This is a genomic window from Actinoplanes sp. GCM10030250 (assembly GCF_042666575.1).
Taxonomy (GTDB): domain Bacteria; phylum Actinomycetota; class Actinomycetes; order Mycobacteriales; family Micromonosporaceae; genus Actinoplanes.
Map to the genome: position 1 here is coordinate 27,027 of NZ_JBHTDO010000036.1, position 13,120 is coordinate 40,146.

The 13,120-nt window shown below is 69.7% G+C and carries 7 protein-coding genes and 1 pseudogene; 5 read left to right on the top strand and 3 right to left on the bottom strand.

Annotated elements, in window-relative coordinates:
- Positions 1-31: 31 nt before the first annotated feature.
- Positions 32-1,201, bottom strand: a complete 1,170-nt coding sequence (locus ACFQV6_RS34665; protein ID WP_378031889.1) for a D-alanyl-D-alanine carboxypeptidase family protein — start codon at positions 1,199-1,201, stop codon at positions 32-34.
- Positions 1,202-1,906: 705 nt separating this feature from the next.
- Here ACFQV6_RS34665 and ACFQV6_RS34670 point away from each other — a divergent pair.
- Complete coding sequence (locus ACFQV6_RS34670; RefSeq protein ID WP_378031890.1) at positions 1,907-2,350, top strand: MarR family winged helix-turn-helix transcriptional regulator; 444 nt, start codon at positions 1,907-1,909, stop codon at positions 2,348-2,350.
- 103 nt (positions 2,351-2,453) lie between these two features.
- On the opposite strand, the pseudogene ACFQV6_RS34675 reads toward ACFQV6_RS34670, so the two are convergent.
- Positions 2,454-2,813, bottom strand: a pseudogene (locus ACFQV6_RS34675) (signal peptidase I); the annotation flags it as partial.
- 267 nt (positions 2,814-3,080) lie between these two features.
- On the opposite strand from ACFQV6_RS34675, the gene ACFQV6_RS34680 reads away from it, so the two are divergent.
- Genes ACFQV6_RS34680 through ACFQV6_RS34695 form a run of 4 tightly spaced genes read left to right on the top strand, consistent with a single transcriptional unit; the run spans position 3,081 to position 12,266 of the window.
- Positions 3,081-7,634: an Ig-like domain-containing protein gene (locus ACFQV6_RS34680; protein ID WP_378031891.1), complete on the top strand. Its 4,554-nt coding sequence runs from the start codon at positions 3,081-3,083 to the stop codon at positions 7,632-7,634.
- A 12-nt stretch (positions 7,635-7,646) separates the two neighbouring features.
- A complete protein-coding gene (locus ACFQV6_RS34685) occupies positions 7,647-10,622 on the top strand; it encodes a family 43 glycosylhydrolase (protein ID WP_378031892.1) in 2,976 nt (991 codons plus the stop codon).
- Positions 10,623-10,624: 2 nt separating this feature from the next.
- Positions 10,625-11,236, top strand: a complete 612-nt coding sequence (locus ACFQV6_RS34690) for a hypothetical protein (RefSeq protein WP_378031893.1) — start codon at positions 10,625-10,627, stop codon at positions 11,234-11,236.
- Between the two features lie 58 nt (positions 11,237-11,294).
- Positions 11,295-12,266: a hypothetical protein gene (locus ACFQV6_RS34695; protein ID WP_378031894.1), complete on the top strand. Its 972-nt coding sequence runs from the start codon at positions 11,295-11,297 to the stop codon at positions 12,264-12,266.
- Between the two features lie 13 nt (positions 12,267-12,279).
- Here ACFQV6_RS34695 and ACFQV6_RS34700 read toward each other — a convergent pair whose 3' ends face one another.
- Positions 12,280-13,050, bottom strand: a complete 771-nt coding sequence (locus tag ACFQV6_RS34700) for a hypothetical protein (RefSeq protein WP_378031895.1) — start codon at positions 13,048-13,050, stop codon at positions 12,280-12,282.
- Positions 13,051-13,120 lie beyond the last annotated feature (70 nt).

Here is a 13,120-nt window from a genome sequence, read left to right on the forward strand (position 1 = left end):
CCTGCCCGTGGCCGCTCCTGCCCTTGGCCGTTCAGAACCGGGTGAGTTTCCACCACAGGGACGGTTCGGGGGCGGCGGCGTCGGTGCGCAGTTTCACCCGTACGCCAGATGCCTCGACCGTGCCGACCTCCTGCCCGGCGGCGATCCCCGCAGCCGGCGGAGTGGTCTCGACCTTGACCGGAACTGACAGGCCCGGCCACCCGACCACCTTGAGCGGCGTTGCCGGGCTGACGGTGGCGGTGGCACCCCACTCGGTCTCCACCTTCCCGGCCGGCGCCGCCGCCAGAAGCTGATATTCCTTAACGGTCTTGCGCACCGCCGTCAGCAGCTTGCGCACCACCCGGTTGGTCGCGGCGAGCTGCTCCGGCGTGTTGGCTCCCGGCTGGTTGAACACCGCACCGACCAGAATCAGCGTGCGCGAGCCCACCTTGACCCGGGAGGCGAAGAGCAGACACCCGCCCGCCTGGTCGGTGGAGCCCGTCTTGATCCCGAAGACCCCGCTCTCACCCAGCAGGTCGTTGTAGTTGTTGATCTGCCCGGCCACCGGGATGGTCGCGTCCGGCAGCTCGACGATCTCCGCGAACACCGGCATCTTCAGCGCCGCCCGACCGAGAATGACCTGATCGGCGGCGGTACTGATGGTGGTCGGCAGGAAACCGCTCGGGTCGCTGTAGTGGGTGTTCGCGAGCCCCAGCTCGTCGGCGGCGTCGTTCATCTTGTCGACGAACGCCTCCTCGCTCCCGGCGTCCCAGATAGCCAGCTGGTGGGCGATGTTGTTGGCCGACGGCAGCATCAGGGCCTCAAGAGCGTCACGCTGAGTGAGCTCCTCGCCCTCCACGACATGCACCAGGGACTGCCCGGTCGCCTTACGCCTCTCGTAGTCAGCCACGTCCTCCGCGGAAACGGTGAGCTCCGGCCCCTCCTGATTCCCGTTGAGCGGATGCTCCTGCAGAATGACAAAAGCGGTCATCACCTTCGCAACGCTGCCGATCGCCTTCGCCGGCCCACCACCCGAACCCCCGAGCCGCCCCAGCCCTTCGATCATCAGCTCGGCAGAGCCCTCACCCGGCCACGGCATGGTCGCCGGCTTCCCCGGAACCCGAAGCGTGCTACCGATCGACGTGGTGAGCGTGGCCGCCGGATTATCCCGCGTCAGCTGCACAGCAGACCCGGTGCCGAGCAGGCCCGCTAGTACGAGCACTGCGATCAGCGATGCCAAGAGGGTGCGACGCGATTTAGGCGCCGGCTTGGAACTCCCGTAGACAGCACCGGCCGCCGGAGCAGACGCGCCGGACGCCCCAGCCACAGGCACTTTCGCCGAGCCGGCCGCGGAAGCCGGCGCTGTCGGCACTTGCGCCGAGCCGGCCGCGGAAGCCGGCGCTGTCGGCACTTGCGCCGAGCCGGCCGCGGCAACGGGCGGAGGCGTTGGCGCCTGTGCTGAGCCGGCGGTCGCGGCCGGCGCCGTTGGTACTCGTGCTGAGCCGGTCGCCGGAGCTGCGGGTACCTGTACCGAACCGGCAGCCGGTGCGCTCGGTGTGGCAGGCCCGCCGCTGGTCTGGCCCGGAACGTCGGGCGTCGGCGCCTGCATCATCGAACTCCTGCTCCTCCGGCCCGGCCACCCCGGGCGCCGCGGCAAGTATCACCGGCCGGGTCAACCGACGTACCCGTTAGGCGTACTCCCGCGCCTACCCAGCTGGCCGTGAGCGGGGGTTTGCGGGCCTGGAGGCACCGCTGAGCGCCAGCTGGTTTGCTCGGCTGGGCGTGAGCGGGGGTTTGCGGGCTTGGAGGCACCGCTGAGCGCCAGCTGGTTTGCTCGGCTGGGCGTGAGCGGGGAGGGGCAGAGGGGGTAGAGGGGGTCGAGGGGAGAGATTGTTAGGGGGACTAACGTAATTGGTAGACTTGGGGGGTGGAGGGTGCGAAGCGGCTGACTGACTTGCGGACCCGGCTGCTGTCTCTGGCCGCGCTGCACTCGGATCGGCTGGTCAATGAGGAGTTGGGTCGGGCGGGCGCGCGTAAATGGCACTACGCGGTGCTGGCCACCCTCGACGAGTTCGGTCCGGCTAGTCAGGCTGAGTTGAGCAACCGGACCCGTATCTACCGTAGTGACCTCGTGGCCGTCATCAACGAACTGGCCGAGCAGGGCAACGTGGAGCGCTCACCAGATCCGGCCGACCGGCGCCGGAATGTAGTCAGCCTCACCGATGCGGGGCGGCTACAGCTCCGCCGGCTCGATGAAGTGCTCGCCGGCGTCGAGAACGGGATCTTCGCCCCGTTGTCCGCGGCGGAGCGTGCCGAACTCGCCCGCATGTTGACCGTGGTGATCGACCACCACGGCGGACACAGTATGTGAGCCCACGGAACGCCAGGATCGTGAGGCCGGTCAGCAGGGCGAGCCGGTCGTAGTGGCCGTTCTGCTGCCAGAGCACGGGCAGTCCGGCGTACGGGATCACTAAGCGGGGTAGTCCCCGCACCGACGAGACCGGCATGGGCATGGGGTCCGCAAACCCGTTCGCGTCGCCCTTGGTTGTCAGCGTTCCGTCCGGATGGCGCCCGATCACTCGGTGGAGCAGGAGGCGGCCTGGCCTCTCCGGGTTGTTCCCGATTACCGCCTGCCCCACCTCGATCCGCCGTCCCGCGATCGGTGCGGCCACCACCACATCACCCGCGCGGATCGACGGCTCCATCGACCCGGAGACGACAACCGCACTCGTCCAGCCGGCCGCCGCCGCCACGGCGATGCCGAGCACCGCAACGGCCGCGGTCCCGGCGGCGATGCGAGCCGTCAGGACGGTCTTCGAGCGAACCGGGCCCACGTAAGGAAATTCGGCAGGGTGCGGGTTTCCCTGAACGCGTTTCGGTCCGGGATGTCCGACTACGTCGGACAGTCACTGTAGATCTGTATCCAACCTGCGGAAACGAACGTGTTGACACGATCATGACGCGCTGCCAGGATTCCCGAAAAGGTTTTCGTTGATCGCTCGGGACGGGCGCACGGGGCGCCCCGCCTGAGACGCCGTGGCCCCCACCGTCCGCCGCGAGTCCACCGAGCGGCGATTCGACCCCAAGGAAGGCGTCCGCTCGTGACAACGCCAGCGATACCGATATCCCACAAGGCCACCCTGGCCACCGTGCTGATGCTCGCCGGCCTGCTGACCACATCAAACGCCGCCGAGGCGGCCCCAAACGCCGCCAAGGCCGCCAAGGCCGCACCGAACGCCGAAGCCAAGGCCGCACCGAACGCCGAAAGAGCAGCAGCCAAGGCAGCACCGAACGCCGCCACCCCGTACCCCGTCTTCACCGGCAGCTCCGACCCCGTCCCGGACGAGCGCACCGGCTACCACCCCCGCAACCAGCTCCAGGCCATCTTCGACGCCGACCAGGCGAACGGCGCGGGCAGCAGCTCCGACCAGGACTTCTGGATCGACCGGATGCTCGCCCGCACCGGCAACCAGCCCGGCGGCTCGAACGGCGACGCCAACCAGTACCTGTTCAGCCGCGGCCGCGCCGTCTTCATGAAGACGCACCAGCCGGCCACGCTGGGCTTCGGCGGCGAGGTCGCCTACATCGAGTCGATCGCCGGTGGCCAGGGCGCCTACACGATCACGGCTTCGGCGGGCGGCGCCGACATCACGCTCACCGAGGATGCCGCACAGCGCAAGCAGACGCCCAGCTACTGGCGCGGGGTGTTCACCAACGCCGCCGCCGGGCTGCGGGTCGTGCAGACGAAGTTCATCACCGACGCCAACGTTGCGGTCACCAACCTCGAGGTGTCCAGCACCAACGGCGCCGCCAAGGATGTCACGCTCACCGCGAGCTCACCGTTCGCGCGTACGGTCAACGACAGCAACGGAGAGCTCACCGGCGCCGTCCGCGCCTTCAACAAGCTCACCGACCTGTTCCCGCGCTTCTCCGGCGACGGTTTCACCCCGGCCGAGGGCACGCTGCGCCAGACGATCGCGGTTCCCGCCTCCGGCGCGGTCCGCACCAAGGTGCAACTCGGTTTCCTGGCCCGTGAGGTCCCCGCGTCGGCCGCGGAGTACGAGAAGTTCCGCGGCCTGGCCCCCGCCGCCGCCTTCTCCGAGCAGGTCACGGCGTACAACCGGTGGTGGGCGCAGAACGTGCCCTATCTGGACACGCCCGAGGACAACATCGACAAGACGCTGTTCTACCGCTGGTGGCTGATGCGGTACAACTTCCTCGACGCCGATATCCCGGGTAACGACTACCAGTTCCCGACGTCGATGGAGGGCGTGCTCGGTTACAACAACGCGATCGTCCTGACCGTCGGCATGTTCGTCGACGACCTCAAGTATTTCCGCGATCCGAGCTACTCGTACGGGCCGTGGATCTCGGCGGGGGAGACGTCGAAGAGCGCGAAGTACGTGGACAACCCGGGTGACCCGGCGAACTGGTCCAACAGCTACACGCAGTACATCTCGGAGGCGGCCTGGCGGTCGTACCAGCTGCACGGCGGGCCGAAGGCGGTCGCGGAGAACCTCGGCGAGTACGCGGAGTACGACGTCGAGGGCCTGCTGGACGCCTACGACTTCGACGGCAACGGGCTGATCGAGTACAGCTGGGGCGCGATGACCGGCAACGACGCCGACGCGGTGTCGTTCGACTGGCGCAAGAACCAGAACATGGACCGTACGGAGAACGCCTACCTCTTCTCCAACGCCAAGGCCGCCGCGGCCGCGTACCGTACCGCCGGCAACACGGCGAAGGCCGCGGAGATGGACGCCTTCGCCGAGCGGATCCGGGCCGCGGTCCTGGAGTACCTGTGGGAGCCGGCCCGCGAGACGCCCGACGAGATGGGCCTCTACGGCAACCTGCTGAAGCACCGCAACGTCCCCGGCAACGCGCTGGTGCCGTGGAAAGAGATCAACAACTACTACCCGTTCACGGTCGGGCTGATGCCGGACAGCCCCGAGTACCGGGAAGCGCTGCGGCTGTTCGCCGACGACACCCAGTACCCGATCTTCCCGTTCACCACAGCGAACCAGGCCGACAAGGCCGCCGCCGCGGCGCAGGGTGACCCGGGCAGCAACAACTTCTCGGTGATCAACTCGACGGTGACGTTCCGGATGCTCTCCTCGGTGCTGCGGAACTATCCGACGCAGTATCTGAACGCCGAGTGGTACAAGAAGCTGCTGTACTGGAACGCCTGGGCGCACTACCAGAACAACGGCGACAACCGGTACCCGGACCAGAACGAGTTCTGGGCGGACGGTTCCGCGGCGAACCAGAGCATCGGTTACCGCTCGTGGATTCACCACACGATCCTCGGCGCCACGAACTTCACCGTCATCGAGGACGCGATGGGCCTGCGCCCCCGCGACGACGCGAAGGTCGAGCTGAACCCGATCGACATCGGCTGGGACCACTTCACCGCCAACAACATCCGCTATCGCGACCGGGACCTGAGCGTCGTCTGGGACGCCCCCGGCGGCGAGCGCCACTACGGCACGGACGTACCCGAGGGCTACTCGGTCTACCTGGACGGGCAGCTCGCCTTCACCGCGGACAAGCTCGCCGAGCTCGTCTACGACCCGGCGACCGGCCAGGTCACGGCACCCTCCGGCGTGCAGATCAGCAACGCCGCGCCGAAGGATCTGAAAGCACCGCAGGACGTCGTGTTCGCCGCCGGCGCGCGGATCACCGACGTTCTGGACAAGGCCGGCGTCGACGTCGCCGCGAACGCCGCCGAGGGCCGGCCGGTCACCGCCACCTTCTCCGCCTCCGGTCGCGGTCCGGCCGGCGCGGTCAACGGCACCACGATCAACGAGCCGTTCTGGGGCACCGCCGGCTCACCGAATCCCACCGACTCGATCGTCGTCGACCTCGAGGGTCAGAAGAAGATCGATGACGTACGGGTGTACTTCTACAACACCTCGACGACCGCCACGGTCCAGGGCTACGCACCGCCCGCCCAGTTCACCGTGGAGTACGACAACGGCTCCGGCTGGGCGACCGTTCCCGGTCAGAGCAGGTTCCCCGCCTATCCGCAGGGCAACCTCAACCGGGTCAGGTTCCCCGAGGTCACGGCTACCAAGCTGCGGATCACCGCCCAGCACAGCGCCACAGCGAAAACGGGCATCAAGGAGATCCAGGCATTCGGTACGGGAGTGCCCGCCCCCGATCCGCGCCACGCCGCACCGCTGGCCGACGCCTGGGTCGACTCCACCTACAACCAGACCGGCTCGGTACGCCTGATCGGCCTGGCCCAGGACGACGGCAACCCGGGAACCCCGCTCACCTCCACCTGGTCGGTCGTCGACGCGCCGGACGGCGGAGCGGCCGCCTTCGACCCGGCGAGCGCACCCACCACGATCGCCCGGTTCACCAAGCCCGGCCGCTACACGTTGCGCCTGACCGTCGCCGGCTCCACGAAGGACGTCGTGGTTGACGCGACAGCCCTCACCGAAGGCGAGATCAACGTCGCCACCACAGCGGCTGCCTCGGCGAGCTTCTCCGCCGGCTGGAACAACGTCAACGCGGTGAACGACGGCAAACCGCCACTGTTCACCGGCGGGTCTCAGACCGACCTGTGGGGCACCTGGACCGGTAACGAGCCGGCCACCCGCTGGCTCCAGTACGACTTCCCGTCAAGCGTCCGCGTGGACCGGGCGTCGATCGACTTCTGGTCGGACAGCACCACGGGCGGCAGCGGCGTCGCGGTACCGAAGTCCTGGAAGGTGCAGTACTGGGACGGCACCGCCTGGCAGGACGTGACCGGGGCGACCGGCTTCGACCCGGCCGTCCGCGGCCGCACCAACGAGGTCTCGTTCGACCCGGTCACCACGACCAGGCTGCGGGCCACGTTCAACGGGCTGCCCAACGCGGCCGGTACGGCGTACTCGGCGGTCGGCGTCTCCGAATGGCGGGTCTTCGCCGCGCCGGCGAGCTCGATCCAGCCGGTCGACGCGCGTACTCCCGTCGGTGTCGTGCCGTCGCTGCCGGCGACCGTCGAGGTCACCTACGCCGACGGCACCAGGCTGCCGGTCGCGGTCGCCTGGAGCGCGATCGACCCGGGCCGGGTCGCCGAGGTCGGCGACTTCCGGGTCTCCGGTTTCGTCGCCGGGACCACGCTGACCGCCTCCGCCCACGTGTGGGTGCGCGGCAGTGCCCCGGTGCAGATCAACACGGTCGACCCGGTCGCGGTCACCACCCGGGCCGGTGTCGCACCCATCCTGCCCACGGGAGTCACCGTCGGCTACAACGACGGCTCCCGGCAGAGCGGCATCGGTGTCACCTGGGCGCCGATCGACCCGGCGAAGTACGCGGCCGAGGGCACCTTCGAGGTGATCGGCCAGGTCGCCGGCACCGACAAGACCGCCACGGCAACGGTCACCGTGGGTGCGGGCAGCCCGCGGGAAATCGAAGCCACGGCACGGTCGCAGTGCACCGCCGGAAAGGCGTACGTCGCCGTCACCGGGAAGAACGTCGGTGCCGATCCGCTGACGATCGAGCTGCTTACGCCGTACGGAAGCAAGAGAGTGACCGGCGTGCAGCCCGGCAAGTCCGCCTACCAGTCCTTCAACAGCCGGGCCACGGCCATCGCCGCAGGCGAGGCCACGGTCGAGGCAGGCGGCGCCGCACTGAAAGCGCCTTACGCAGCGATCAACTGCGGATAACCGGAGAAACCCTTGAGACTGCTCAGGACAGCGGTCGCCGGGCTGGTCGCGGCCGGGTTGCTGGTAACAGCACCCGCCGCGCCGGCCCGGGCAGCCGAGCCGAACTCCAATCCCATCCTCGCCGACGGCTCCTACTACTCCGCCGACCCCGCACCCCTGGTCGTCGGCGACGAGCTCTACATCTACACGGGCCACGACGAGGCCGGACCCGCCGTCAACGACTTCATCATGAACGAGTGGGGCGCCTTCAAGACCACCGATCCGGCGACGGGAGAGTGGACCCACTACCCGTCACTCATGCGCCCGGAGAACGTCTTCTCCTGGGCGACACCCGGCCGCGCCTACGCCGGGCAGGTCGTTCAGGGTCCCGACGGCCGCTACTACTGGTACGTCCCGGTCAGCGAGCGCGATTCCACCGCCGCCAACAAGTTCGCCATCGGCGTGGCCGTCTCGGCCACACCGACCGGGCCGTGGACCGACCACATCGGCGGCCCGCTGATCTCCCAGCGCACGCCGACCGCCAACACGATCGAGAACATCGACCCGACCATCCTGATCGAGGGCCGGCGCGTCTTCGTCTACTGGGGCACCTTCGGCCAGCTGCGCATGCTGGAGTTCCAGGCCGACATGAAGACGCCGGTCGGCACGCAGCAGAGCGTCAGCGGGCTCACCGGCTATTTCGAGGCGCCCTGGCTGTTCAAGCGCAACGGCACCTACTACCTGGCGTACGCGGGTAACAACGCCGGACCCACCTCGGCCTGCACCCCGGCGAACTACCACGCGTGCATCGCCTACGCGACCGCGAGCAGCCCCACCGGCCCGTGGACCTACCGGGGCACCGTCCTCACCCCGGTCTCGTCCACGACCAGCCATCCGGGGATTCTCGAGTTCAACGGGCAGTGGTACATCGCCTACCACACCGCCGACGCCGCCGGTGGCGGACATTTCCGCAGGTCGGTGGCGATCGACAAGGTCGAGTGGGACGACACGCAGAGCCCGCCGCGGATCAAGCAGGTGGTGCGGACCCCGGTCAAGCAGGCCGACCGCACCCCGCGGGCCAACATCGCCCAGGCCGCCAAGGTCACCGTCTCCAACGAGCCGGTGCCCACGCAGTACTGGGTGAAGGCGCTCAACGACGAGATCGTGCGCGCCAACCCGCTGCCACCGGACATGTGGGGCACCTGGACCGGTAGCAACCCGCCCCAGCAGTGGATCCAGTACACCTGGGACCAGCCGATGCGGATCACCGGCTCGCAGATCGAGTTCTGGAACGACCAGCCGCAGGGCACCGGCGCCGGCGTGGCGGCACCCGCGAAATGGAGGATCCAGTACTGGGACGGCCAGTGGCGGGACGTGCCCAACCCGAGCGCCTATCCGACCGGCACGCAGGGCTTCCAGGACACCACCTTCGACGCGGTGACGACCACGCAGGTCAGGGCCGTTCTCGACGCCTCGACCAACGGCAGCACCTACTCGGCGGTTGCCGTCGAGGAGTGGAAGGTGCTGGCGGCCCAGCCGCAGACCGTCACCGCGCCGGCGATCACCGTCGAGGTGGGCGAGACCGACCTGCCCGGCACCGTCCCGGTGACCTTCGGCAGCGAGACGTTGCGGGTCCCGGTCCTCTGGGACCCGGTCACCGCCGCGGACGTGGCCGCTCCGGGCACCTTCACCGCCGGTGGCAGCGTCCTCGGCTATGCGGCGGGGAGGCTGACCGCGACGGTCACCGTGATCTCGCCGGGCGACACCGAGGGCGATCAGACCCCACCGTCCGTCGTGCTCACGCCGAGTGGTTCGGCGGGGGCAGCCGGGTGGTTCCGATCAACCGTGAGGGTACGGGTGACCGGCGCGGATGATCGCGGAGGCCGGCTCGCCATCACGACTCGGGTGGACGACACCGCCGCCACCACTGTCGAGTCCGTCCGCTCCACCGACGTGACGGTCACCGGCGACGGCCACCACACCGTCACCGCCACGGCGACCGACCGGGCCGGCAACCCGTCGTCGCCGCAAGCGCTCGACATCGCCATCGACGCCACCACCCCGGCCAGCACCGGCACCGTCGCGGATCGCCGGGTCACGGTGGTCGCCGCCGACGCCACCTCGGGTGTCGACCGGATCGAGTACACGATCGGCGCCGGCCCGTGGACCACCTACACCGGCCCGATCACCGCTCCGGACGCCGCCAAGCACACCGTCACCTTCCGCGGCGTCGACCGGGCCGGCAACACCGAGACCGCCAAGTCGGTGGTCATCCCCGCCGACCTGTCCGGCCCGCTCACCGGCAACGTCGCCCCGATCGCCGTACCGACCGCCTCCTACACCGCCGGCTGGAACAGCGTCGCCGCGCTCAACGACGACGCCGACCCGGCCGCACCGGCGCAGGGGCAGCTCTGGGGCACCTGGTCCGGCACCCGCCCGGCCACCCAGTGGGTGCAGTACGACTGGACCCGCCCGATTCGCCTCACCGGAGCGGAACTCAAGTTCTGGCGTGACTCCGATCCGGGCACCGGTGACGGTGTCGCCGCCCCCGACGGCTGGAAGCTCCAGCACTGGGACGGCGAGGCCTGGCACGACATCGCCGCGACGTACGGGACCAGCACGACAGCCTTCAACACGGTCACCTTCGACCCGATCACCACGTCGCGGCTGCGCGCCACGATCACCGCCGACGGGAACGGGACCACGTATTCCGCGGTGGCGATCAGCGAGTGGCGGGTGTTCGCCGCGGAGACGGCAGCGCTGGCCGTCACCGCACAGCCCCGATGCATCGCGGGGAAGGCCTATCTCGCTGTCACGGCCCGTAACGACGACCGGGTGCCGCGCGATGTCGAGCTGGTTTCCGCGTACGGGAAGAAGGTCTTTCCCGCAGTCGCGCCCGGCGCCAGCGCCTATCAGTCCTTCCCCGTCCGTGCCGCCTCGGTGCCGTCCGGCACCGCCTCGGCCAACGGGACCGTTACCGATTACCCCGCCCTGAGCTGTGGAGCCTGAAAATGATCAGAAGATTGCCGAGCGCCGTCGTGTGCTCCTTCCTCGCCGCCACCGCGTTCCCGGCCGCCGCGCTGGCTGATCCCGGTGAGGCGGAGGTCGAGGTCACCGTCGACATCACCGAGATCAAGGAGCCGGGTGTCCTTGCGCTGACCGTCGCCGCCGGTGCCGTCGCTCTCCAGGAGAACGGCTCCGACCTGCTGGTACGCCAGTTCTCCGGCACCCTGCCGACGGTCACCGTGACCGACACCCGCACCCTCGAGGAGATTCCCGCCGGGTCGAGCTGGGCCGTTCTCGGCAGCTCGAGCGACTTCACCGGCACCACCGGCCAGGCACCGATCAGCGCCGGCCACCTCGGCTGGAAGCCCCGCCTGCTCGACGGCGGCGACACCGGACTGGTCAGCGAGGGCGAAGAGGTGGTGACCGTTCTCGACGAGGAGACCCAGCCGGGCAACAATGTCGGTCTGGTCGATCAGGAGCTGCTGATGTCCACCTACGACTCCGCGGAGGTGACCGGCGGCTCCTACACCGTCAACGCCGGCCTCAACCTCCGTACCCCCGCCGACGTGGCCGCCGGCTCCTACCGCGCCACCCTGACCCTGTCCCTGTTCGAATAGTCGCTCGCGTGCGGGGCCGTTCCGCGGCCCCGCACGCCGCCGTCCTTGGAGCGCGCCGATGATCTCTCAAGTCGCAGGCATCCTGGCTTGCGTGGCCCTGGCGATCCCGGCGGCGGCGCCCACCTCCGCATCCGTTCCGGTGGCTGCTCCGGCGTCCGTCACCTGGACTGTTCAGCCGGCCGCGGCCGGTGGCCCGGACGGCCGCCGCTGGATCGAGCACACCCTCGACCCCGGCCAGGTCATCACCGAGCACCTGGCGGTCCGCAACTTCGGTGACACCGCCGCGGTCTTCACCCTCAAAGCCGCCGACGGGTACCTGACCGACAAAGGTCGCTTCAACATGCTGCCGTCGGACCAGCGCTCCACCGATGGAGGCACCTGGATCACCGTCCAGGACACCGTCGAGGTCGGCCCGCGGAAGACCGAGGTGGTCCCGTTCACCATCACCGTGCCGGACGACGCCCTCCCCGGCGATCATCCCGCGGGCATCGCCGCCTCCATCGCCGGCACGCAGGGCACCGTCCAGGTGGAGAGCCGCGTTGGTTTCCGCGTCCTCCTCCGCGCCTCCGGCACCCTGCAACCCGCACTGACCACCACCGGCGTCACCGTGAATTACGAACGCTCCTGGAACCCGCTGCGCCCCGGCGCCGTCCTGCTCTCCTACACGGCCGCCAACACTGGCAACGTGCGCCTCGACCTGCAAGCCGAGGCCGAGGTCAGCGACCTGTTCGGCGCGTCGGCCACCACCCCGGTCGGCGAACTGCTGCCCGGCGGCACCCGCGCCCTCACCACCCGCGTCGACGGCGTCTGGGGCTTCGGCCGGGTGCGGACCACCATCCACTTCACCCCCGCCGACAGCATGCCCCGAGCGACCGTCACCACATGGGTCCTGCCGCTACCGCAACTCCTGCCGGCCGCCGGTCTGATCGCGCTCACCCTGACGCTGCGCGCCCTGCGCCGTCACCGCCGCCGGCGCCTGGAAACCCTCCTGGCCCAGGCCAGACTCGAGGGCGCCAGGTCCGTCTCGTGACCGCGCGCCCGGGTCAGACGAGGACTCGGACGGTTCCGGCGTAGACCTTGAGGGACCAGGTGCAGTCGAGCCAGGTGGAGACGTCGAAGTAGCCGGAGCGGGCGCCGCGGTGACCGTTGAGGGTGACGGTGCCGGAGGCCTGGGACGAGTTGGCGGACTCGTAGCCGAAGTTGTCGCCGTTCCAGGTCAGGAACAGGTGGCCGGTGTTGGCGCAGCGGTAGGTGGCCACCGCGCGGTAGTCCACCGTGGAGATCTTCAGGCGGGGGCTCTGCCAGTTGGTGGCCGGGTTGCTGTAGGCGGCGATCTGGCGGGGAACGGTGCCGAGCACGTTGACCAGGCGGCCCCGTGCCGTCGCGGCGCGGGTGGCGGTGCCGCGGTAGGCGGCTTTCCAGGTGCCGGTGGTGGTCGCCCGTACCGTCTTGGTGTATTGGCCCCGGCTGTTCGCCCGCACCGACCCGGCCGCGGTCCAGGCGGTGGTGCCGCGCTTCTGGAAGTAGAAGTAGACGGGTGCCTGGTTGCCGGTCGGCGCCTGCCACACCCGGCCGCTGAATGTGACCACGGCGCCCCGGTTGACGGTGGTGGCGGAGGCGTTCAGCACCATGCGCACGGGCGTGACCCGGCGCGGCGCCGAGCCGGCCGGGCGAGTCGCAGTGGCAGGCGCGGCCGTGGTGAGGACCAGATCGCGGGGCGGCTCGGGAGTTGCCAGCGCGGGAGCGGCCGGGGCCGCAGCGGCGAGGATGAGGCCGGCGGCGAGCGCTGACAGGGGGCGGAAGGCGAGGTGCATGGTTACCCCTAAACGTGACTTTACGGACGTACCGCTCAACGGCGATGAACCGTCCCGGTCACGGCGCCGG